Annotated in this window: 24 protein-coding genes; 11 read left to right on the forward strand and 13 right to left on the reverse strand. The window is 66.8% G+C overall.

From position 1 onward, the window contains the following. Complete coding sequence (locus AC6RIC_RS07345) at nt 1–219, reverse strand: hypothetical protein (RefSeq protein ID WP_499735675.1); 219 nt, start codon at nt 217–219, stop codon at nt 1–3. Between the two features lie 270 nt (nt 220–489). Between AC6RIC_RS07345 and AC6RIC_RS07350 the strand changes: the two genes are divergently transcribed. From AC6RIC_RS07350 to AC6RIC_RS07370, 5 genes are all read left to right on the forward strand, one after another. Then, nucleotides 490–774, forward strand: coding sequence for an aa3-type cytochrome c oxidase subunit IV (locus AC6RIC_RS07350; RefSeq protein WP_454655739.1), 285 nt, complete (start codon nt 490–492; stop codon nt 772–774). Between the two features lie 37 nt (nt 775–811). After that, complete coding sequence (locus AC6RIC_RS07355; protein ID WP_499735676.1) at nt 812–1,951, forward strand: Re/Si-specific NAD(P)(+) transhydrogenase subunit alpha; 1,140 nt, start codon at nt 812–814, stop codon at nt 1,949–1,951. Between the two features lie 18 nt (nt 1,952–1,969). Next, a complete protein-coding gene (locus tag AC6RIC_RS07360) occupies nt 1,970–2,404 on the forward strand; it encodes an NAD(P) transhydrogenase subunit alpha part 2 (RefSeq protein WP_454655741.1) in 435 nt (144 codons plus the stop codon). 5 nt (nt 2,405–2,409) lie between these two features. Continuing rightward, on the forward strand, nt 2,410–3,816 hold the full coding sequence (locus tag AC6RIC_RS07365; protein WP_499735677.1) for an NAD(P)(+) transhydrogenase (Re/Si-specific) subunit beta: 1,407 nt from the start codon (nt 2,410–2,412) through the stop codon (nt 3,814–3,816). Nucleotides 3,817–3,897: 81 nt separating this feature from the next. Then, nucleotides 3,898–4,770 (forward strand): alpha/beta hydrolase, encoded by an 873-nt coding sequence (locus tag AC6RIC_RS07370; protein WP_499735678.1) that lies wholly within the window; start codon nt 3,898–3,900, stop codon nt 4,768–4,770. A gap of 18 nt (nt 4,771–4,788) precedes the next feature. Here AC6RIC_RS07370 and AC6RIC_RS07375 read toward each other — a convergent pair whose 3' ends face one another. The 5 genes from AC6RIC_RS07375 to AC6RIC_RS07395 form a co-directional block, all read right to left on the reverse strand. Continuing rightward, nucleotides 4,789–5,643, reverse strand: a complete 855-nt coding sequence (locus AC6RIC_RS07375) for a tetratricopeptide repeat protein (protein ID WP_499735679.1) — start codon at nt 5,641–5,643, stop codon at nt 4,789–4,791. A gap of 237 nt (nt 5,644–5,880) precedes the next feature. Then, the gene (rpsU, locus tag AC6RIC_RS07380; protein WP_047579559.1) at nt 5,881–6,114 is read right to left on the reverse strand and encodes a 30S ribosomal protein S21; all 234 of its coding nucleotides are present in this window, start codon (nt 6,112–6,114) and stop codon (nt 5,881–5,883) included. Nucleotides 6,115–6,284: 170 nt separating this feature from the next. Next, nucleotides 6,285–7,391: a 5-(carboxyamino)imidazole ribonucleotide synthase gene (locus tag AC6RIC_RS07385; protein ID WP_499735680.1), complete on the reverse strand. Its 1,107-nt coding sequence runs from the start codon at nt 7,389–7,391 to the stop codon at nt 6,285–6,287. Further along, the gene (gene purE / locus AC6RIC_RS07390; protein ID WP_499735681.1) at nt 7,388–7,888 is read right to left on the reverse strand and encodes a 5-(carboxyamino)imidazole ribonucleotide mutase; all 501 of its coding nucleotides are present in this window, start codon (nt 7,886–7,888) and stop codon (nt 7,388–7,390) included. The genes AC6RIC_RS07385 and purE overlap by 4 nt, the downstream gene beginning before the upstream one ends. A gap of 99 nt (nt 7,889–7,987) precedes the next feature. Continuing rightward, nucleotides 7,988–8,206, reverse strand: coding sequence for a YdcH family protein (locus AC6RIC_RS07395; protein WP_047580734.1), 219 nt, complete (start codon nt 8,204–8,206; stop codon nt 7,988–7,990). 228 nt (nt 8,207–8,434) lie between these two features. Here AC6RIC_RS07395 and AC6RIC_RS07400 point away from each other — a divergent pair, with 228 nt between their 5' ends. From AC6RIC_RS07400 to AC6RIC_RS07410, 3 genes are all read left to right on the forward strand, one after another. Then, entirely contained in the window at nt 8,435–8,623 is a 189-nt protein-coding gene (locus tag AC6RIC_RS07400; RefSeq protein ID WP_199091974.1) for a YdcH family protein, read from the forward strand. Between the two features lie 179 nt (nt 8,624–8,802). Continuing rightward, entirely contained in the window at nt 8,803–9,063 is a 261-nt protein-coding gene (locus AC6RIC_RS07405) for a GlsB/YeaQ/YmgE family stress response membrane protein (protein ID WP_454655747.1), read from the forward strand. Nucleotides 9,064–9,126: 63 nt separating this feature from the next. Continuing rightward, nucleotides 9,127–9,633 (forward strand): YidB family protein, encoded by a 507-nt coding sequence (locus AC6RIC_RS07410; RefSeq protein ID WP_499735682.1) that lies wholly within the window; start codon nt 9,127–9,129, stop codon nt 9,631–9,633. A gap of 149 nt (nt 9,634–9,782) precedes the next feature. Here the strand turns inward: AC6RIC_RS07410 and AC6RIC_RS07415 are convergent, their stop codons facing one another. After that, entirely contained in the window at nt 9,783–11,411 is a 1,629-nt protein-coding gene (locus tag AC6RIC_RS07415) for an acyl-CoA synthetase (RefSeq protein WP_499735683.1), read from the reverse strand. Between the two features lie 98 nt (nt 11,412–11,509). Then, the gene (locus AC6RIC_RS07420) at nt 11,510–12,274 is read right to left on the reverse strand and encodes a sulfite exporter TauE/SafE family protein (protein ID WP_499735684.1); all 765 of its coding nucleotides are present in this window, start codon (nt 12,272–12,274) and stop codon (nt 11,510–11,512) included. A 438-nt stretch (nt 12,275–12,712) separates the two neighbouring features. Between AC6RIC_RS07420 and AC6RIC_RS07425 the strand changes: the two genes are divergently transcribed. After that, nucleotides 12,713–14,644 (forward strand): propionyl-CoA synthetase, encoded by a 1,932-nt coding sequence (locus AC6RIC_RS07425; protein ID WP_499735685.1) that lies wholly within the window; start codon nt 12,713–12,715, stop codon nt 14,642–14,644. A gap of 38 nt (nt 14,645–14,682) precedes the next feature. Here the strand turns inward: AC6RIC_RS07425 and AC6RIC_RS07430 are convergent. The 4 genes from AC6RIC_RS07430 to AC6RIC_RS07445 all read right to left on the reverse strand — a co-directional run bounded on the left by AC6RIC_RS07430 (nt 14,683) and on the right by AC6RIC_RS07445 (nt 18,544). Continuing rightward, nucleotides 14,683–15,626 (reverse strand): IS630 family transposase gene (locus tag AC6RIC_RS07430; RefSeq protein ID WP_499735686.1). Its coding sequence is split into 2 segments (ribosomal slippage): nt 14,683–15,290 and nt 15,290–15,626, totalling 945 coding nucleotides; the frame shifts between segments, so codons are not numbered across the junction. 85 nt (nt 15,627–15,711) lie between these two features. Further along, on the reverse strand, nt 15,712–16,602 hold the full coding sequence (locus AC6RIC_RS07435) for an MBL fold metallo-hydrolase (RefSeq protein WP_499735687.1): 891 nt from the start codon (nt 16,600–16,602) through the stop codon (nt 15,712–15,714). A 24-nt stretch (nt 16,603–16,626) separates the two neighbouring features. Further along, complete coding sequence (locus tag AC6RIC_RS07440; RefSeq protein ID WP_454655753.1) at nt 16,627–17,355, reverse strand: DUF1013 domain-containing protein; 729 nt, start codon at nt 17,353–17,355, stop codon at nt 16,627–16,629. A gap of 190 nt (nt 17,356–17,545) precedes the next feature. Then, nucleotides 17,546–18,544 carry an NAD(P)H-quinone oxidoreductase gene (locus tag AC6RIC_RS07445; protein WP_499735688.1) on the reverse strand — a complete coding sequence of 333 codons (999 nt, stop codon included), beginning with the start codon at nt 18,542–18,544 and terminating at the stop codon, nt 17,546–17,548. A gap of 92 nt (nt 18,545–18,636) precedes the next feature. On the opposite strand from AC6RIC_RS07445, the gene AC6RIC_RS07450 reads away from it, so the two are divergent. Next, on the forward strand, nt 18,637–18,837 hold the full coding sequence (locus AC6RIC_RS07450; RefSeq protein WP_291654821.1) for a DUF1192 domain-containing protein: 201 nt from the start codon (nt 18,637–18,639) through the stop codon (nt 18,835–18,837). 461 nt (nt 18,838–19,298) lie between these two features. After that, entirely contained in the window at nt 19,299–19,829 is a 531-nt protein-coding gene (rcdA, locus tag AC6RIC_RS07455) for a protease adaptor protein RcdA (RefSeq protein WP_454655756.1), read from the forward strand. 121 nt (nt 19,830–19,950) lie between these two features. On the opposite strand, the gene rpmE is transcribed toward rcdA, so the two are convergent. Beyond that, nucleotides 19,951–20,187: a 50S ribosomal protein L31 gene (rpmE, locus tag AC6RIC_RS07460; protein WP_199091846.1), complete on the reverse strand. Its 237-nt coding sequence runs from the start codon at nt 20,185–20,187 to the stop codon at nt 19,951–19,953. Nucleotides 20,188–20,453: the final 266 nt, after the last annotated feature.

Below are 20,453 nucleotides of genomic sequence, written 5' to 3' on the forward strand. Positions count from 1 at the left end.
TCAGTCGCCCCCGCCGCCACAATCACCGCCGCCGTCATCACCGAAGCTTCCGCTTCCGCCGTCACCGCCGCCGGACGTGCGGCGCCATGTGGCGATGTCCTCGTCATCGCGCTTCGTCTGCTCACGTGCCTCGGCGAACCAGCGCTTCGCCTTCTCGCGCAAGGCAGGGTTGAGGTCCGTCAGGTGATCTTTCGCTGCCTGCTTGGTCCGATCGTTCACCGCTGCCTCCCTTGAGTGATCCAAGCATAGGCGAATCCGCCGGGTGGCGCTCTCGTCGGAGCATGCTGGCGTTAATCGCTTCAAAAATGGGTATGACGAGAGAAGGTTGTTCTATCTAAATCGATTGAATTTTCTCTATCCCGTCGCTAAGAAGGGTGCATGCGGTGTTGCCGCGCGGTGCTCCACGGTTGCAGCAAGCTGCCGCGTTGCCCGTGCGTCGCGGGTGCGCTACAGGCTTAAAGAGACTGCGTCTTTTTCAGGATCGAGACCATGGCCGACCACGCCCATCACGCTGACACCCCCGCGATGGACTATCCCGAGCACGAGCGGACCTACACCGGCTTCGTGCATTTCGCCGAGGTCGCGACCGTCGCCTCGCTCGCGATCGTCGCGGCGCTCGCCGTCGGCGGCACCAAGCATGCCTGGGGCACGGCGCTGATCGGCACGCTGCTGGCGGTCATCGGCACCGGCATCGGTATCGCCGCCCCCTCGATCTCCTGGCGCGCGCCGCTCGTCTCGCTCGTCCTGATGCTGCTCGCGCTGCTCCTGCTCTGACCGTCTCCCCATAACGCCGGAAAGGCCTGCCCCCGCCATGCGCATTGCTGTCCCAGCCGAAACGCAAGGGGCGGAAACCCGCGTCGCAGCGACGCCGGAGACCGTCCGCAAGTTCAAGGGCCTCGGTGCCGAGGTCGTGGTCGAGACGGGGGCCGGAAAAGCCTCCGGCATCCTCGATGCGGAATATGAGGCAGCAGGGGCGACGATCGCCAAAACGGCCAAGGAGGCGCTGAAGGGCGCCGCCATCGTGCTGAAGGTGCGCCGTCCGGGCGAGAGCGAGATCGCCGGCCTGCCGGCCGGTGCGCTCGTCGTCGCGACGATGGATCCCTATGGCAACGAGGCTCAGGTCGCGGCGCTGGCCAAGGCCAATGTCGCCGCCTTCGCCATGGAGTTCATGCCGCGCATCACCCGCGCGCAGGTGATGGACGTGCTGTCCTCGCAGGCCAATCTCGCCGGCTATCGTGCCGTGATCGACGGCGCCGCCGAATACGGCCGGGCGCTGCCGATGATGATGACGGCGGCGGGCACCGTGCCGGCCGCGCGCATCTTCATCATGGGCGTCGGCGTCGCCGGCCTGCAGGCGATTGCGACCGCGCGCCGCCTCGGTGCCATCGTGACCGCGACCGATGTGCGCCCCGCCACCAAGGAACAGGTCGAATCGCTCGGCGCCAAGTTCCTCGCCGTCGAGGATGAGGAGTTCAAGCAGGCGCAGACTGCCGGCGGCTACGCCAAGGAGATGTCCAAGGAGTACCAGGTGAAGCAGGCGGAACTCACCGCCAGCCACATCGCCAAGCAGGACATCGTCATCACCACCGCGCTGATCCCCGGCCGCCCGGCGCCGAAGCTGATCTCGGCGGCGATGGTCGAGAGCATGAAGCCCGGTTCCGTGATCGTCGACCTCGCGGTCGAACGCGGCGGCAACTGCGAGCTGGCCAAGGCGGGCGAGGTCGTGATCACCGATAACGGCGTCAAGATCGTCGGCCATCTCAACGTGCCGGGCCGTCTCGCGGCGACCTCTTCCTCGCTCTACGCTAAGAACCTCTTCGCCTTCGTCGAGACGCTGATCGACAAGGCCGAGAAGAAGCTCGCGGTGAACTGGGACGACGAGCTGGTCAAGGCGACCGCCCTGACGAAGGACGGCGCCGTCATCCATCCGAATTTCGCGCCGAAGGCCTGAGCGTAAGGAATTCCGACCATGGCAACTCCCACCACCGAACAGGCTCTCGAACAGGCCCGCAACGCGGCCGCTCTCGCCAGACAGGCGGCCGAGCTCGCCGAGCGCTATGCCGACCAGGCTGCGGCCGCGGCCAGCATCGCGACCGGCGGCGTCGACCCGACGGTCTTCCGCCTCGCGATCTTCGTGCTCGCCGTCTTCGTCGGCTACTATGTCGTCTGGTCGGTGACGCCGGCCCTGCACACGCCGCTGATGTCGGTTACCAACGCGATCTCCTCGGTCATCGTCGTCGGCGCGCTGCTGGCGGTCGGGGTCGAGACCCTGCCGGCGCTCGGTGACGGGCCGATCTGGGCGAAGGTCTTCGGTTTCCTCGCGCTGATCCTCGCCTCGGTGAACATCTTCGGCGGCTTCCTCGTCACCGAGCGGATGCTCGCGATGTACAAGAAGAAGGGCTGATCGCCATGGCCGCGAATCTCTCAGCCCTGCTCTACATCGTCTCCGGCGTTCTCTTCATCATGGCCCTGCGCGGCCTGTCGCACCCGACGACCTCGCGACAGGGCAACCGCTACGGCATGATCGGCATGGCCATCGCCATCGTCACGACCGTGGTGTTCTATCCGCCGTCCGGTTTCTCCGGCTGGCTGCTCGTGGTCCTCGGCATCGCCATCGGCGGCGGCATCGGCGCCGTGATGGCCAAGCGCGTGCAGATGACGCAGATGCCGCAGCTCGTCGCCTTCTTCCATTCGCTGGTCGGCCTTGCCGCCGTGCTGGTGGCGGCGGCGGCGCTCTATGCGCCCGAGGCCTTCGGCATCGGCCGTGTCGGCTCGATCAAGGGCGCCAGCCTGTTCGAGATGGCGCTCGGCGTCGCCATCGGTGCGGTCACCTTCACCGGCTCGATCATCGCCTTCCTCAAGCTCGACGGGCGGATGAGCGGCAAGCCGATCATGCTGCCGCAGCGCCACGGCATCAATGCCGGGCTCGGCATCGCGCTGCTGGTGCTGCTCGCGGTCTTCATCAAGAGCGAAAGCCACACCGTCTTCTGGATGATCGTCGCGGTCTCTCTGGTGCTCGGCATCCTGCTGATCATCCCGATCGGTGGCGCCGACATGCCGGTCGTCGTCTCGATGCTCAACTCCTATTCGGGCTGGGCCGCCGCCGGCATCGGCTTCACGCTCGGCAACATGGCGCTGATCATCACCGGCGCGCTGGTCGGCTCTTCGGGCGCGATCCTGTCCTATATCATGTGCAAGGCAATGAACCGGAGCTTCATCTCGGTCATCCTCGGCGGCTTCGGCGGCGACGATGCCGCGGCCGGCGCGGGCGGCGCGGTCGAGGCCCGCCCGGTCAAGCAGGGCTCGCCTGATGACGCCGCCTACATCATGAAGAACGCCGGCAAGGTCATCATCGTGCCCGGCTACGGCATGGCGGTGGCGCAGGCGCAGCACACGCTGCGCGAGATGGCCGACCTGCTCAAGAAGGAAGGCGTCGAGGTCAAGTACGCCATCCATCCGGTCGCGGGCCGCATGCCCGGCCACATGAACGTGCTGCTGGCCGAGGCCAACGTGCCCTATGACGAGGTCTTCGAGCTCGAGGACATCAACTCGGAATTCGGCCAGGCCGACGTCGCCTTCGTCATCGGCGCCAACGACGTCACCAACCCGGCCGCCAAGACCGACAAGTCCTCGCCGATCTATGGCATGCCAATCCTCGACGTCGAGAAGGCCAAGACCGTGCTCTTCATCAAGCGCGGCATGGCGGCCGGCTATGCCGGCGTCGAGAACGAACTGTTCTTCCGCCCCAACACCATGATGCTATTCGGCGACGCCAAGAAGGTCACCGACGAGATCGTCAAGGCGATGGCACACTGAGCGGGCGCCGCCCCGTCATCGGATTGCTGCAAAGGGCCGGCTTGATCGCCGGCCCTTTCGTTTTCGGAACCCGTGCGCCCCATGGTCCTGCGTCTGTTGAAACTGGTGCTGCTGCTGGGCCTTGCGGTCTATCTTGCAGTGCTCGGCACGCTCTACGTGCGGCAGCGCGAGCTCGTGTTTCCGCGCGATCCGGTGCGAGCCGACATCGTCACGGCCGGATTGGTCGCTGCCGAGGAGGCCAGCGTCGCCACGGCCGATGGCGAGCGACTGGTCGCCTGGGTGGTGCCGCCGCGCGCGGGCAAGCCGGTCCTGCTTTATTTCCATGGCAATGCCGGCAACCTTGGGCGGGCCGGACGGATCGAGCGTTTCCGGGGGCTGACCGAGGACGGCACGGGGCTCGTCGCCGTCAGCTATCGCGGCTATGGCGGCTCGACCGGCATGCCGAGCGAGGAGGGACTGCTACAGGATGCGCGGGCGGCCTATGGGGCCGCAGCGGCGCGTTTCGGGGCTGAAAAGCTGATCGGCTACGGCGAGTCGCTCGGCACGGGCGTGATGCTCAAGCTGGCGGCCGAGGTGCCGTTCCAGGCAATCGTGCTGGAAGCCCCTTATCGCTCGACGCTGTCCGTGGCGCAGGGCCTCTATCCCTATCTGCCGCTCAGCCTGGTGATGAAGGATCAGTTCCGCTCGGACGAGATCATCGGCAGGGTCCGGGCGCCGCTGCTGGTGCTGCATGGCGAACGGGACCAGGTCATCCCCTTCATCCAGGGGCAGCAGCTTTATGAGCTCGCGAACGCGCCCAAGCGCTTCCTGCGCTTTCCGGCGGGACGGCATTCCGACCTGCCGCGATACGGCTCGATCGGGGAGATCCGGCGCTTCCTGGCCGAGGTCGCGTCGGGGAGGCTCGCCGGAGCGGAGAGCCGCGCCATCGCAGAGATTGCGGGCGCCCGTCCCTGACGTGGCGCGCGATCCCCGTCAGCTCCGGAAGAAGCCGCCGCCACCGCCACCAAGGCGCGAGGAGCCGGCGCGGGCCTGGGCGTTGTTGCTGTCGATGGCGAGCGCGCGCTGATAGGCCTCGGACGCCTCCGCCTTCTTGCCAAGCTTCTCGAAGGCGAAGCCGCGGCCGGCCCAGGCATCGGCATTGCGGTTGTCGACATTGAGCGCGGCGGTGAAGTCTTCCTGCGCGGATTCATATTTGCCGAGCGCGTTCAGGCTCTGGCCGCGCGCGATATAGGGCGGGGCGGTGTAGGGGTTGCGATCGATCACCGAGTCGAAATCGGTGACGGCATGCTGGTGCTGGCCTTCCTTCTGGTAGACGAGGCCGCGGGCATGGAAGGCTTCCGCCGATTCGGGATTGAGCCGGATCGCGGTGTTGAGATCACCCAGCGCCTGCTGGCTGTTGCCCTGCTGGCGCAGCAGGTTGGCACGGGCGATATAGGCGGGCGCATAGTTCGGGTTGGCGGTGGTGGCGCGGTTGAAATCGGCGAGCGCCGAATCGGCGCGGCCGCTCTGGCGCAGCGCGAGGCCGCGATTCGTGTAGGCGGAGGCGAGGTTGGGATCGAGCTGGACCGCCTTGGTGAAATCCCCGATCGCATCCGAGAAGCGGCCGACGCGGGCATAGGCTGCGCCGCGGGTGTTGTAGGCGCCCGGATCGTTCGGGTTGCGCGAGATGACGTCGCTCAGCGAGCCGATATTGACGCTGGCATCGGCACTGTCGCGCGTGTCGAGCTCGGCGACGGCGGGCTGGGAGCTGAGATTGGAGACGGTGTCGCAACCCGCCAGGGCCAGCGCCATGCCGGCTGCGGTCAACCAGTTACTGCCTCGGATCATGCTCTGCCTCATCGGTTCCGTGCTTCGCTCGCCGCGATGCCCCCGGAGATGACGAACCTCTCGGCCGCCGCGGCTTGATCGCGCTCCCCAACCGACAGCGCCTTATCGGAGAAAACGCCCGAAACCCGCCAAAACTTGGTTAACGCCGTAGAAAAGACAACGCGCCCGGAGCGGGCTCCGGGCGCGAAATCGCTATCGGCCCTGTCGTGGCGGCCTTTGGGGACCGCCAGAAGGATATCAGGGGCGCTTGGGCTTCACCGGCGCGGGCAGAAGGCCCTCGCGCTGGAGCTTCTTGCGCTGGAGCTTGCGGGCGCGGCGGACGGCCTCGGCCGATTCGCGAGCGCGCTTCTCGGACGGCTTCTCGTAGTGACCACGAAGCTTCATTTCACGGAAGATGCCCTCGCGCTGCATCTTCTTCTTAAGGGCGCGGAGCGCCTGATCGACATTGTTGTCGCGAACGAGAACCTGCACGTGAAACGTCCGTCCTTAGCGGGTTGATCCAAGAATAGGGGCCGGCGACAGGGCAGAGCCCACCGCGCGAAGATGGGTGCCGATAGCAGAATTCATTTCGGCTGTCCACGCTGCGAACCCTTGAAAATGCGGGGCCGCGTGCAGTTGGGGCGTGAGCGCAGGCCGGGCGGTCAAGCGCGCTCGTCCGAGACCCTGGTGACATGGCCCATCTTGCGGCCGGGGCGGGCGTCGCGCTTGCCGTAGAGATGCAGATGCGCACCGGGTTCCGCCAGCAATTCGCGCCAGCGCAGCGCGCTTGCGCCGATCAGATTCTCCATCTCGATCCGGCCGCGTCGGGCGGTCGAGCCGAGCGGGAAGCCGCAGACGGCGCGGACATGCTGATGGAACTGCGAGGTCTGGGCGCCCTCGCTGGTCCAGTGTCCGGAATTATGGACGCGCGGCGCGATCTCGTTGACGACGACGCGCTCGGCGAGGTCGCCCTCGGCCTCCAGCACGAACAGCTCCACGGTGAAGACGCCGACATAGCCGAGAGCCTCGCCGATGCGGCGGGCTGCATCGATCGCCTGCAGCGATGCGCCGTCCGAGAGATTTGCGGGAACGCGGGTATAGGCGAGGATGTGGTCGCGATGCTCGTTCTCGCAGACATCGAAGGCGGCGAAGGAGCCGTCGAGCCCGCGCGCCGCGATGACCGAGACCTCGCGCACGAAGGAGACGAAGCCTTCGAGAATCGCGGGAAAGCGCCCGATCGCTTCATGAGCCTCGGCGAGGTCGCTGCCCGGCGCGATCTTGACCTGGCCCTTGCCGTCATAGCCGAAGCGGCGGGTCTTCAGCACCGAGGGGCGGCCGAGCGCGGCCGTGGCGGCTTCGAGATCGGCCAGCGTGTCGACGGCCCGGAAGGGCGCAACGGCGAGACCGAGTTCGGAGACGAAGCGCTTCTCGCTGAGGCGGTCCTGCGTCACGGCCAGCGCCCGCGCGCCGGGATGCAGCGGGACGCGCGCGCCAAGGAAGGCCGCTGTCGCGGCCGGGACGTTCTCGAATTCGTAGGTCACCACATCGACGGCATCGGCGAAGCGGGCGAGCGCCTCCTCGTCCTCATAGTCCGCGACGGTGTGGCGGGCCGCGACGTCGAAGGCCGGGCTGTCGGCCTCGGGCGCGAAGATATGGCAGCGGATGCCGAGATCGGCGGCGGCGAGCGCCATCATCCGGGCGAGCTGGCCGCCGCCGAGGATGCCGAGCATGGCGCCGGGCGCGAGGCCGGTCGGAACGGGCGGGTTCATGCGTCGTCCCGGTTGGGGCGCTCGGCGATGCCGGCGCTCTGGCGAGCGCGGTAGGCGTCGAGCCGTTCGGCGAGCGCAGGATCGGAGAGGGCCAGCACGGCGGCGGCGAGGAGGGCGGCGTTGACCGCGCCCGCCCGGCCGATGGCGAGTGTGCCGACAGGGATGCCGGCTGGCATCTGGACGATCGAGAGCAGGCTGTCCTGCCCCGACAGGGCCTTGGATTCGACGGGGACGCCGAAGACCGGGAGCGGCGTCAGGGAGGCCGTCATGCCCGGCAGATGCGCGGCGCCGCCGGCCCCGGCGATGATCACCTTGAAGCCTTCCGCCTTCGCCCCCTTGGCGAAGTCGAAGAGCCGCTCCGGCGTGCGATGGGCCGAGACGATGCGGGCATCATAGGGGATGGCGAGCGCCTCGAGCGCTTCGGCCGCATGACGCATCGTCGCCCAGTCGGACTGGCTGCCCATGATGATGGCGACGGGGGTGCTGCTGGCTGCCATGGAATGCGCTCGCGCTAGGCTCCGGAAGCGCGCGATCTAGACCGGTCGGTGCCGGTGAAGCAAGGGCGAATCGGCGTGGGGCGGCCGGAAAAGCCCGCTTCAGGCGATGATGTCGGGCGTCAGTGCGTCCTCGATCTGGGAGATGCGGTCCTTGAGGTAGAGCTTGCGCTTCTTCAGGCGCTGGACCTGGACCTGGTTGATCGAGCCGACACGCTCCAGCGCATCGATCGCGCTGTCGAGATCGCGATGCTCCTCGCGCAGCCGCGCGAGTTCCGAGGTGAAGGTCTCGACCTCTTCCGGGCTGAGCTCGAATCCCATGGGCATCTCATCATTGCCTTGATCGGGGGCGACTATGCGCGTGCCGCCCCGCGTCCCGCAAGTGCGGGCGAGGCGGTGCTGGCTTAGGGAAGCCATCTATTCACGGCTTTCCGGAAACGGACCGGTCACGATCACAGAATCTCATGAATGCCGTATGACGGCGCGGGGAAGACGTGAAGCCGGCTCTATGCCAGATTGGGACGTCAACCGCTCATCAGGAGGATCCAGATGTCGTTGCAGACCCGTCTTGCGGAACTCGAGCGCAAGCACCGTCAACTCGAGGACGCTATCGCCCAGGCTGTGGCGAGCCCGTCTTCCAGTGACCTCAGCCTCGCAGAGCTGAAGCGGAAGAAGTTGCAACTGAAGGATGAGATCGAGCGCGTCCGGATGACCATTCCGGAGCGAACCTTGCATTGAGCCGGCGGGCCCAGCGGCCCGTTGAATGCGATGAAGATGCGGATGAACCGGCCCGAAAGGGCCGGTTTTTCGTTGGCGGAGGCCGCGGCAGGCGCCGTCAACGGATTGACATAAATCGGCGGGAACTTCTGTCGCGACAGCCGGTTGAAAGCGGGCGCGCATCGCGCGGGGAGGCTGCCATGGGTATCGTCTGGACCATCATCATCGGTTTCATCGCCGGCGTCGTCGCCAAGTTCGTCATGCCCGGCTCGAACGAGCCCGCCGGCTTCATACTGACGACGATCCTCGGCATCATCGGCGCCTTCGTCGCGACCTGGCTGGGCCAGTCGCTCGGCTGGTATGCGCCGGGCGAGGGGGCCGGGCTGATCGGCGCCGTCGTCGGCGCCATCATCGTGCTGGTCGTCTGGGGCGCGATCAGCGGCCGCAGCCGCGCGGTCTGAGTTCAGTCTTTTCCGCGCCGGCCCTTTCCGGGCCGGTGTTTTCCTCCAGATGGAGTGACTGCCGTGAGTGACGACAACAGCAGCAGCGGCTTTCCGTCCCTAACCGCCCTTCTCGGGCTCGTTGCGGTCGCGGGCTACCAGAATCGCGACAAGATCGCGGAGTGGCTCGGCGGGCGCGGCCAGCCGGAGCCGGGGCAAGCGCCAGCTCCGCAGCCGGGCCAGGCGGGCGCCGCACCGCAGGGTGATGGCGGCGGGCTTCTCGGGGGGCTTGGCGGACTGCTCGGTGCCGGTGGCATCGGCAGTGTGCTCAATGGCGGGTTGGGCGAGCTTTCCGACCGCTTCAGGCAGGCCGGGCAGGGCGACAAGGTCGATTCCTGGGTGCAGAACGGCCCCAACCAGAACGTCGCGCCTGACGACCTCGAACAGGCGCTCGGCCCGCAGGTGATCGACGCGATCGCGCGCCGCACCGGCCTGTCGCGGGATGAATTGCTGGATCGGCTTTCGCAGGTTCTGCCGGAGACGGTCGACCGCATCACGCCGAACGGGCGGATCGACCGCGCCGGGGCCTGAGGGACTCCGCCGTCCGACTTCCATCGTCATGGTCGGGCTTGTCCCGACCATCCACGTCTTCGCTGGTCGAAAGATGTGTTCAAGACGTGGATGCTCGCCACAAGGGCGAGCATGACGGCTGCGGGACGCCGCGGCCGGGCTGGCTGAACCTACAGCGCCCGCGCCATCTCGCGCAGGCGGAACTTCTGGATCTTGCCGGTCGAGGTCTTCGGCACCTCGGCGAAGACGATCGTGCGCGGGCATTTGAACGAGGCGAGATGCTCGCGGCACCAGGCGATGATCTCGGCCTCTGTCGCGGTCTTGCCCGGCTTCAGTTCGATGAAGGCGCAAGGGCTCTCGCCCCATTTCTCGTCGGGGCGGGCGACGACTGCGGCTGCTTGCACCGCCGGATGCTTGTAGAGCGCGTCCTCGACCTCGATCGAGGAGATGTTCTCGCCGCCGGAGATGATGATGTCCTTCGAGCGGTCCTTGAGCTGGATATAGCCGTCGGGATAGCGCACGCCGAGATCGCCGGTATGGAACCAGCCGCCGGCAAAGGCGGCCTCGGTCGATTTCCGATTGCCGAGATAGCCCTTCATCACGACATTGCCGCGCATCATCACTTCGCCGAGCGTCTGGCCGTCGCGCGGGACGGGCTGCATCGTCTCGGGATCGAGCACGTCGAGCCCTTCGAGCGCGGGGTAGCGCACGCCCTGGCGGGCCTTCTTGGCGGCCTGCTCGGCCGGCGAGAGCGCGTTCCAGTCGTCGTTCCACTCATTGACGACGGAGGGGCCGTAACACTCGGTCAGGCCATAGAGATGCGTCACCTCGAAGCCGGCCTGCTTCATGCCGGCCAGCACGGCCTCGGGCGGCGGGGCGGCGGCGGTGAAGAAGGAGACTGTCTGCGGGAAGTCGCGGCGCTCCTCAGGCGTCGCGTTCAGCAGCGCCGACATCACGATCGGCGCGCCGCAGAGATGGGTCACGCCATGGTCGGCGAGCGCATCGTACATCGCCCTGGCGCGGACCTGGCGCAGGCAGACATGGGTGCCGGCGACGATCGAGATCGTCCAGGGGAAGCACCAGCCGTTGCAGTGGAACATCGGCAGGGTCCAGAGATAGACCGGGTGCCGGCCCATATTGCCGGTGATCACGTTCGAGGTCGCGAGCAGGTTGGCGCCGCGATGGTGGTAGACCACGCCCTTGGGATCGCCGGTGGTGCCGGAGGTGTAGTTCAGCGCGATGGCGTCCCACTCGTCGGACGGCATGATCCAGGCGAAATCCGGATCGCCGGAGGCAATGAGCTCCTCGTATTCGATCGCGCCCAACCGCTCGCCGGGGCCGTCATAAACGGGATCATCATAGTCGATGACGATCGGCTTCACCTTGCAGAGGGCAAGGGCTTCCTTGATCGTCCTGGAGAATTCGCGGTCGGTGATCAGCACCTTCGCGCCGCCATGGTCGAGCGAGAAGGCGATGATCGCGGCGTCGAGGCGGGTGTTCAGTGTGTTCAGGACGGCGCCGGCCATCGGCACCCCATAATGGCATTCGAGCATGGCCGGCGTGTTCGGCAGCATGGCCGCTACCGTGTCGTTCTTGCCGATGCCGTGCTTCGCCAGCGCCGAGGCGAGGCGGCGGGAACGGGCATAGAACTCGGCATAGGAGCGGCGCAGAGACCCGTGGATGATCGCGGTGCGATCGGGAAAGACCGAGGCCGCGCGTTCGAGGAAGGCGAGCGGCGTCAGCGGCTGGTAGTTCGCCGGGTTGCGGTCGAGATCAGTGTCATAGGCCGAACGGGTCATCAGGAGTCTTCCTCGCAAGCGCCAAAAGCCTTAGCGGCAGGCGCGCTCCCGCGTAATCCATCCCTTTTTCCGATGCGGCGCAATCGCGCGGATCGGGCTCAGCCCAAAAGATGCAGGTCGCGCAGGCCGTCATAGACCAGCTTCGTGCCGACCAGCAGCAGAAGCCAGTAGATGATGCCGTAGAAGCGTTCGGGCGGAACGCGCCTGACCAGCCAGACCCCGGCAAAGGTCGCGGAGACGGCGAAGGGCAGGAGTGCGGCGGAGGCCAGGAGATTCTGGCCGTTGAGCTGGCCGAGCGCGAGATAGGGGATGAGCTTCACCAGATTCATCGCAGCGAAGAAGACCGCGCCGGTGCCGACGAAGACGGCGGGCTTCAGCTTCTGCGGCATGACGTAGATCTGGAAGGGTGGGCCACCGGCATGGGCGACCATGCTGGTGAAGCCGCAAAGGAAGCCCCAGAGGCTGCCGGCGCTCCAGTTCGCCTGCGTGGCGACCGCTGGCTTCTTGCCGTCGCTGAGCATGCGGCGCAGCGCGAATCCGACGGAGATCAGGCCGACCGCGAGCACGACCGCCGCGTCCGAGACCTTTGCCGCCAGGAGATAGCCGAGGAGGATTCCGAGCAGGGCGCCGGGCGCCAGCGTCGCGAGATTGCGGCGGTCGAAATCGCGCCGGTAGGACCAGACCGAGACGACATCCTGCGCGATCAGGAGCGGCAGCATGATCGTGGCCGCCGTCACCGGCGAGACGACCAGGGCCATCAAGGGCAGGGAGAGCAGGCCGATGCCCGAGAAGCCGCCCTTCGCCAGCCCGGTCAGGACGACGGCCGGCACCATGGCGGCGAAGAAGAGCAGGTCGAAGGGCATGTGGTACTGCGTCGCAGGGCCGGGAAATGCAGGTCGGGATCGGCGAAAGTCTTAAGGCCGCGCGCTTGCGCTGGGCGCGGGGAAGAGCGCAGGGTTCGCGCAAAACCAGCCCCGCCGTCGCCGGCTCGCTCACGGGGCTTTAGGCTTAGAGTCTCTAACAAAACCCGAAGGGGTCTCGATGGGCTTTGGAAGAGCCGAATGCCAGGAGGAGCGCGCAGCCGATACCCTTGGTATCGGCAAGTCGTTCCGACGCGGCAAGCGGCTCTTCCAAAGCCCACCTTCGGCGGCGGGAATTCGACCGCCCGCGGCGTCGCGGTGCTTGCCGATACCAACGGTATCGGCTTCGCCCCGCTCCTGGCGGAGCGGACGAATTGCCGACGTCGAGACCCCTTCGGGTTTTGTTAGAGACTCTTAACCCGGCGCAGAGGAACGCTTCCGATGAATGGCTCCCATGCGGCGCCCGCCCGCTCCGAAGGCTATCGCGAGACCTACGCCCGCTGGCAGGCCGATCCGGATGCCTATTGGCTCGACATGGCCAAGGGCATCGACTGGATCAAGCCGCCCGAGAAAGCCTTCGATCCGACTGCGGGCATCTACGGCCGCTGGTTCCCGGACGCGACCTGCAACACCTGCTTCAACGCGCTCGACCGACATGTCCGCGACGGCCGCGGCGAGCAGGTCGCGCTGATCCATGACAGCCCGGTCACGGGAACCAAGGCGAGATATACCTACGCGCAGATGCTGGAGGAGGTCGCGACGCTCGGCGCCGTCCTGCAGGAGCTCGGCGTCGCAAAGGGCGAACGCGTCCTGATCTATATGCCGATGGTGCCGGAGGCCGCCTTCGCGATGCTCGCCTGCGCCCGGATCGGTGCCGTGCATTCGGTGGTGTTCGGCGGCTTCGCGGCCAAGGAACTGGCGACCCGCATCGACGATGCCGAGCCCAAGGTCATCCTGACTGCGACCTGCGGCATCGAGCCGACGCGCGTGGTCGAATACAAGCCTCTGCTCGACGGCGCGATCGAGATGGCCAGGCACAAGCCGCAAACCTGCGTCGTGCTGCAGCGGCCGCAGGCCGATGCCTCGATGCATGTCACCCGCGACAAGAACTGGCGCACGCTGGTCGCCGCCGCCAAGGCCGCCGGGCGCAAGGCTGATTGCGTCGAGGTCGCTGCGACGGACCCGCTCTACATCCTCTACACCTCCGGCACGACCGGCCGGCCCAAGGGCGTGGTGCGCGACAATGGCGGGCACATGGTCGTGCTCAAGGCGACGATGGACCAGCTCTTCGATGTCGGGCCGGGTGAGGTGATGTTCTGCGCCTCCGATGTCGGCTGGGTCGTCGGCCACGGCTACATCGTCTATGCGCCATTGATCCAGGGCGCGACCAGCGTGCTCTATGAGGGCAAGCCGGTCGGCACGCCCGATCCCGGCGCCTTCTGGCGGGTGATCGCCGAGCATGGCGTCAAGGTGCTGTTCACGGCACCGACCGCCTTCCGCGCCATCCGCAAGGAGGACCCCGAGGGCCAATATCTCGCCGGGCATGATCTCTCGCGCTTCAGGGCGCTGTTTCTCGCCGGCGAACGGGCCGATCCCGAGACGCTGAAATGGGCGGAGGAGATGCTCGAGGTCCCGGTGATCGACCACTGGTGGCAGACCGAGAGCGGCTCGCCGATCGTCGGTGATCCGCTGGGGCTCGGGCTCCTGCCGGTGAAGCACGGTTCGCCGACGGTGCCGCTGCCGGGCTGGGACGTGCAATGCCTCGACGAGGGCGGGCGGCCGGTCGAGGCTGGCAAGATGGGCGCCATCGTGCTGAAGCTGCCCTTGCCGCCAGGCGCGCTGCCGACGCTGTGGAACGACGATGCGCGCTTCCGCGAGGCGTATCTCGCGACCTATCCGGGCTATTATAACACCTCGGATGCCGGCTTCATCGATGCGGACGGCTATGTCTTCATCATGGGCCGCACCGACGACATCATCAATGTCGCCGGCCACCGGCTCTCGACCGGGGGCATGGAAGAGGTGCTGGCGGCGCATCCGGCCGTGGCGGAATGCGCGGTGGTCGGCATCCGCGACGCGCTCAAGGGCGAGCAGCCCTGCGGCTTCGTCGTGCTGAAGGCCGGCGCGACCGTGACGCCCGAGCAGGTCGAGAAGGAGCTCGTCGCACTGGTGCGCGAACGCATCGGGCCGGTCGCCGCCTTCAAGCTGGCGCTGACCGTCGCCCGTTTGCCGAAGACGCGCTCCGGCAAGATCCTGCGCGCGACGATGAAGAAGATCGCCGATGGTGAGGATTACGCCGTGCCGGCGACGATCGAGGATATCGCGGTGCTCGGCGAGATCGGCACGGCGCTGAAAGGCAGGGGGATCGGCTAGCGCCGATCCTGCGCGGGCGTGGCTAGAGCGTTTCCGGCTTAATCTGGATCATATCCGGCTGCCTTGAAGTAGTTGGCGCATTCGGTCGGCGAGAAGAGCTGGACGATGGTGCCGACTGCGTCCCACAAGGCGCCGATCGAGCGCTCTGCTTTGGCCCGGAGCATGGCCTTCAGCTTGGCGAAGGCATTCTCGATCGGGTTCATGTCCGGGCTGTAGGGCGGCAGGAAGGACAGCGTCGCGCCTACGCGCTTGATTGCCTCGCGGACGCCGGCCGGCTTGTGGGCGGGCAGGTTGTCCATGATGACGATGTCCCCGGGCTTCAGTGTCGGGACCAGCACCTGCTCGACATAGGCGAGGAAGACGACGCCGTTCATGGCGCCGTCGTAGACGAAGGGTGCGGTCATGCCGCCGAGCCGCAGGGCTCCGGCGAAAGTGGTCGTTTTCCAATGGCCGTGAGGCACGCCCGCCCGGCAGCGTTCACCGCGCGGAGCCCGACCGCGCAGGCGGGCCATCTTGGTCGAGAGGCCGGTCTCGTCGATGAAGACAAGGCTTTGTGGATCGAGATCGGGCTGGGCCTCGAACCAGTCCCGCCGCCGTTTCAGGACGTCGGGGCGCTCCTGCTCCAGTGCATGGGCGGACTTTTTTTGAACGTCCAGCCATGCGAACGCAGCCAGGCGCTCAGCGCGCTACGGCGGATCGAGACGGTGCGCTCGGTCAGGAGCCGTGCCGCCATCTCGTGCAGCGTGATGTCCCGCCGCTCCTCGATCAGCCCGACGATGAAGGCTTCATGCGCATCAAGGCTCGAGCCGCGTCTCCGACCTTGCGGGCGGGCCGTCCGCTCGCCTGTCCTGGCCCTGGCAATCCATCGGATAGCGGTCGAGATCCCGACGCCGAACCTGGCCGCCGCCCCTCGGGCCGACAGTCCCTCCGTCGAAGCCTTCAGAACGCGTATGCGAAGATCGTCACTCAGAGCGCGCGCCATCCTTCACCTCCTTCAACACGGAGGTTGAATCAGCCTGACCCGAGCTCGTCACATCACAATCGATTCAACGTTCGGCGGAAATGCTCTAGTAGGCGATCGCTGCGCCGTTCCAGCTCAGCAGTCGCTCCGGCACGGCGAGGCGCATGAGGTCTTCCCCGACGAGCAAGGCGCCGCCATAGCCCGCAGCCCGCACTTCGCGGGCGAGCGCGGTGGTGTCGGCGTTGGGCGGCACCAGATGGGTCAGTGCCAGCGCCTTGGTCCCTGTACGCGTCGCAAGGCCTGCGACGACGGCCGGCGTCATATGATAGCTCTCGACCGCCGCGACGGTTTCGGCCGAGCGGACGCCTGCGACGACCGGCATCTGGCTGGCGATGAAGACCTCGCAGACCAGGAGGTCGCATCCGGCCGCTTGCGTCTCCAGTGAAGGCGTCAGGCGCGTGTCGCCCGAAAACACGATGCGGGCTCCGCGGTGCGACAGGGTCAGGCCGAAGGCCGGCTCGACCGGGCGGTGATCGACCAGGAAGGCCTCGACCGAGAGTCCGCCGAGGCCTGAGACCGGGCCTTCCTGCAATTCTTCGAAGACGACCTCAAGGCCCGTCGTGTCTGGCCGCTTCTCGAAGGCGATGCGCAAGGCCCGCTCGCGCTCGAAGGCGGCATATTGGGCGCGGAGATTGGCGAGCGCGGGTGCGGGGGCGAGCACGCGCCAGGGCCTGGCGCGGCCCTGATGCCAGGAGGAGACCGCGAGCTGGTAGAAATCGACCAGATGGTCGGAATGCTCGTGGGTGACGATCAGGGCGTCGATATCGGCGCCGCGCGTGCCGGCAGCGACGAGGCGCTGGCTCACGCCGGAGCCGCAATCGATCAGCAGCTTGCGGCCGGCCGCCTCGACGAGATGCGAGGGGCCGGCGCGGCGCAGGCTGACGGGCGGTGCACCGGTGCCGAGGAAGGTGAAGGCGAGGCCATCCATGCTCGACATGCGCAGCGTCCGTGGTGGGAGATCTTACTCGTCGTCTTCTTCGTCGGCCGGGCGCTTGAGCTGCTTCAGCTTGGCGAAGACGGAATCGACGTCGATCGCGGCTTCTTCCTCGCGCTTCGGCCGGCTCATGTCGGCGAAGGGCTGGCTCTCGTTGCGCGCGGGCTCCGGAGCGGTGGCTTCTTCCACCGTCAGCAGGGTCGAGCCGGCCTCGGCCAGCGCGGCCGGGCGGTCCTTGGCGGCGCGGCCGACTTCGAAATCGAGATCGATCTGCGAGCACAGGCCGAGGCTGACCGGGTCGATCGGAGTGAGCTGCTGGGCGTTCCAGTGGGTGCGGTCGCGGATCTGCGCGATGGTCGACTTGGTCGTGCCGATCAGGCGGATGACCTGCGCATCCTTGAGCTCGGGATGGTTGCGCAGCAGCCAGAGAATGGCGTTCGGCCGGTCCTGGCGCTTGGAAACGGGGGTGTAACGCGGGCCCTTGGTGCGCTTGATCTCCGGCACCTTCACCTTGCGCTCGGCGAGCTTGAGGTGATGATTTGGGTTCTTGGCGGCGCGCTCCAGCTCCTCGCGGGTGAGCTGCCCGGAGGTGATGGGGTCGAGGCCCTTGATGCCGGCGGCGACTTCGCCGTCCGCGATGCCGCGCACCTCGAGCGGGTGCAGCTTGCAGAACTCGGCGATCTGCTCGAACGTCAGCGAGGTGTTTTCGACCAGCCAGACCGCGGTGGCCTTGGGCATCAGCGGGGTTTGTGACACGGGACGGTCTCCTCTTCGCCTTCGCGCCGCCGCTCGCAGGGGCTCATAAAGGCAGGGTCGCGGACAATAGCTCTCATGCGCCGACCGGCCTCCCCGGCCGGCCATCCAAATCATCGACGATGAGCAGGATGGCGCGCCTTATAGGCGAGGGCGGGGCGGGTGTCCATGAAAAGCGTGTGATCGCAGCCGCTCACACGGTCAGCACGATCTTGCCGATATGGGCGCTCGACTCCATCAGGCGATGGGCGTCGGCCGCCTGTGCCAGCGGGAAGGTCGAGTGGATCAGCGGCTTGCAGCGCCCGGCCTCGAGCAGCGGCCAGACCTTCGCGTGCAGCTCCGCGGCGATGGCGGCTTTCTCGGGCACGGTGCGCGGGCGCAGCGTCGAGCCGGTATGGGTCAGGCGCTTCAGCATCAGGCGGCTGAAATTGACCGTGGCCTTCGGCCCGTTGAGGAAGGCGATCTGGACGATGCGGCCCTGATCAGCGGCCAGTTCGTAATTGCGGTCGATATAGTCGCCGCCGACCATATCGAGGATCAGGTCGGTGCCACTGCCGCCGGTCATGGCCTTGCCCGCCGCGACGAAATCCTCGGTGCGGTAGTTGATGGCGTGGTCGGCGCCGAGTTCGATGCAGGCTGCGCATTTGTCATCGGAGCCGGCGGTCGCGATCACGGTCGCGCCGAAAGCCTTGGCGAGTTGGATTGCGGTCGTGCCGATGCCCGACGAGCCGCCATGGACGAGGAAGCTCTCGCCGGACTGCAGGCGCCCGCGCTGGAAGACATTGGTCCAGACGGTGAAGAAGGTCTCGGGGATCGCGCCCGCCTCGGTGAGCGTCAGGCCCCTGGGGGCGGGCAGGGCATTGCTCTCGTCGACCACAGCATATTCGGCATAGCCGCCGCCGGCGACGAGGGCGCAGACGGCCGCGCCGACCGGAAAGCGGCTGGCACCTTCGCCTTGGGCGACCACCGTGCCGGCGAATTCGAGACCGGGGATGTCGGAGGCGCCGGGCGGGGGATTGTAGCCGCCCTGGCGCTGCAGCACGTCGGGACGGTTGACGCCGGCAGCCGCGATGGCGACGAGGATCTGGCCGGGGCCGGGCTTCGGCACCGGGCGCGTTTCCGGCCTGAGGACTTCGGGCCCGCCGGGTGCCGCCATGCCGATCGCCGTCATCGTCTCGGGAAGGATGGTCATGGCGGAGTGTCCTCGTTTGGTGCGTCGCAGCGTGACTGCGGTCGAAACTTGGCTAGCGTGCCGCGCGCAGTTTGAGCAGATGCGAGGCCGCCATGTCGATATTCCCGGAGGACGACCGTCCCAAGCCGAAGAGCGTGCATGAGATCGGACAGGACCTGTCGATGCTGTCGCTGGCCGAGATCGACGAGCGCATCGCCGCGCTCAAGGCCGAGATCGAGCGGCTGATCGAGACGCGGGCGCGCAAGGACGCCTCGCGCTCGGCGGCGGACGCGTTCTTCCGCAAGCCGGCCTGAAAAAGCGTCAAAAAGAGACGCCCGTTTACCGGGCGTTAATGATTCCAAAGTATGAATCGCATCATCCAGTTTGTCTGGATGTCGAGTGGCTCCTGCCCACTCTGTTTGACGCCTCCCTGTTGACCTTCGAGCCGCCTTTGGCGGCTCTTTTTTTGTCTGCACCGTTCCCCTCGCATCGGACCGAAAAGTGGAAACCACTTTTCGGATCATTCCGATGCGATACCCTTAAGGCAGATCATCGTTCTCGCGCCCGATCGGGCGCGCGATGATCTGGCGTCGGCCGATCGATCCACTCCTGTGGACGCGCCTGCCTTGTTATCGCCACAGCGGTTTAGCCTCGTTAAGGTTAACGGCACCTTACCGGCGTCGGAAACCATGATCGGCGCTATCCTTGCGACATCGGCAACCATATCCGTGACGCGTTCCAGAGGCGCACGGGTTTGTGCCGATGGGAGACACCAATGAACGAAGCCCAGTTGCTCGATCCGCAGACGGAAGAGGGCGCGATTTCCTTTGCACGGGGCTTCGTGCGCTCCGATGCCTTCATGCTGCTGTTTCGTGAGGGCATGGGGCTGGTCGAGCAGACAGCTGGCTATCTCGACGGGGACGGGCGCAAGGACGCCGCTGCCCTGCCGCGCGAGGCCTCGCTGACCTATGCCACCGAAAGTATGCGCCTGACGACGCGCCTGATGCAGATCGCCTCCTGGCTCCTGGTGCAGCGAGCCGTGGCCGAAGGCGAGCTCACCGTCGAGCAGGCCCGCACCGAGCATAACAAGGTCAAGATCGCCGATCCGATGCCGCCGCCGGCCGAGCATATCGTGGCACAGCTGCCGGATCGCCTGCGCGACCTGATGGCGCATTCCTTCCGCCTGCAGGAGCGCATCCGCCATCTCGAAGGCCAGATGTCAGGCGCGGCGCTGGTCCGCGCGAGCGTGAACCCCGTGCTGAACCAGCTTGCCAGCCTCGAGGCGCGGTTGGGCTTCGGGCGCTGAGCCCTTCAGGCGTGCGGTGCCTCCGGGTGCTGCTACCCGATCGTGCCAAAACGAAAAACCCGGCCGTGAGGCCGGGTTTTTTGTTCGAGATCAATGACGGCGGCGCCGGAGCGCCGCAGCATCACTTCTTGCCGATCGCGCCGATGCCGCTGAAGCGCGAGTTGAAGCGCGAGACACGACCGCCGCGGTCCAGCATGTGCTGGGTGCCACCGGTCCAGGCCGGGTGGGTCTTGGGGTCGATGTCAAGGTTCAGCGTGTCGCCTTCCTTGCCGTAGGTCGAGCGGGTGGCATATTCGGTGCCATCGGTCATGACGACCTTGATGGTGTGATAATCGGGGTGGATGCCGGCCTTGGCCATGACGAAATCCTCGGAGCTACAAAAACGGGCGCATCGACAAGCAGGCGAGCCTGCCCGGCCCGTCGAAAGAATTCGGATGAGCCTGTCGTGAAGTCGCGTGCACATATCGCAGCCGGCGCCTCAGCGCAAGCGCGACGCGCTCCGGAGGGCTCCCCTGCGGCGTTGCGTCGTTTGCCAATCCGGCCATGATCGGCTTCACCGGGGCGAGTTTTAGATTGATCGAAAGAGCGCGCGCAACGCGTGCGCGAGAAGCAGGAGTTCCGGCG

The organism is Allobosea sp. TBD101, from assembly GCF_059817965.1.

What these genes read in the sequence shown, in the direction of transcription:
- AC6RIC_RS07405 (WP_454655747.1), top strand. Translation starts at nt 8,803, where the DNA reads ATGGGTATCGTCTGGACCATCATCATCGGTTTCATCGCCGGCGTCGTC.
- AC6RIC_RS07395 (WP_047580734.1), bottom strand. Translation starts at nt 8,206, where the DNA reads ATGGGATTCGAGCTCAGCCCGGAAGAGGTCGAGACCTTCACCTCGGAA.
- AC6RIC_RS07435 (WP_499735687.1), bottom strand. Translation starts at nt 16,602, where the DNA reads ATGTCGAGCATGGATGGCCTCGCCTTCACCTTCCTCGGCACCGGTGCA.
- AC6RIC_RS07400 (WP_199091974.1), top strand. Translation starts at nt 8,435, where the DNA reads ATGTCGTTGCAGACCCGTCTTGCGGAACTCGAGCGCAAGCACCGTCAA.
- AC6RIC_RS07415 (WP_499735683.1), bottom strand. Translation starts at nt 11,411, where the DNA reads ATGACCCGTTCGGCCTATGACACTGATCTCGACCGCAACCCGGCGAAC.
- rcdA (WP_454655756.1), top strand. Translation starts at nt 19,299, where the DNA reads ATGAACGAAGCCCAGTTGCTCGATCCGCAGACGGAAGAGGGCGCGATT.
- rpmE (WP_199091846.1), bottom strand. Translation starts at nt 20,187, where the DNA reads ATGGCCAAGGCCGGCATCCACCCCGATTATCACACCATCAAGGTCGTC.
- AC6RIC_RS07355 (WP_499735676.1), top strand. Translation starts at nt 812, where the DNA reads ATGCGCATTGCTGTCCCAGCCGAAACGCAAGGGGCGGAAACCCGCGTC.
- AC6RIC_RS07360 (WP_454655741.1), top strand. Translation starts at nt 1,970, where the DNA reads ATGGCAACTCCCACCACCGAACAGGCTCTCGAACAGGCCCGCAACGCG.
- AC6RIC_RS07420 (WP_499735684.1), bottom strand. Translation starts at nt 12,274, where the DNA reads ATGCCCTTCGACCTGCTCTTCTTCGCCGCCATGGTGCCGGCCGTCGTC.
- purE (WP_499735681.1), bottom strand. Translation starts at nt 7,888, where the DNA reads ATGGCAGCCAGCAGCACCCCCGTCGCCATCATCATGGGCAGCCAGTCC.
- AC6RIC_RS07425 (WP_499735685.1), top strand. Translation starts at nt 12,713, where the DNA reads ATGAATGGCTCCCATGCGGCGCCCGCCCGCTCCGAAGGCTATCGCGAG.
- AC6RIC_RS07375 (WP_499735679.1), bottom strand. Translation starts at nt 5,643, where the DNA reads ATGATCCGAGGCAGTAACTGGTTGACCGCAGCCGGCATGGCGCTGGCC.
- AC6RIC_RS07445 (WP_499735688.1), bottom strand. Translation starts at nt 18,544, where the DNA reads ATGACCATCCTTCCCGAGACGATGACGGCGATCGGCATGGCGGCACCC.
- AC6RIC_RS07450 (WP_291654821.1), top strand. Translation starts at nt 18,637, where the DNA reads ATGTCGATATTCCCGGAGGACGACCGTCCCAAGCCGAAGAGCGTGCAT.
- AC6RIC_RS07365 (WP_499735677.1), top strand. Translation starts at nt 2,410, where the DNA reads ATGGCCGCGAATCTCTCAGCCCTGCTCTACATCGTCTCCGGCGTTCTC.
- AC6RIC_RS07385 (WP_499735680.1), bottom strand. Translation starts at nt 7,391, where the DNA reads ATGAACCCGCCCGTTCCGACCGGCCTCGCGCCCGGCGCCATGCTCGGC.
- AC6RIC_RS07370 (WP_499735678.1), top strand. Translation starts at nt 3,898, where the DNA reads ATGGTCCTGCGTCTGTTGAAACTGGTGCTGCTGCTGGGCCTTGCGGTC.
- AC6RIC_RS07350 (WP_454655739.1), top strand. Translation starts at nt 490, where the DNA reads ATGGCCGACCACGCCCATCACGCTGACACCCCCGCGATGGACTATCCC.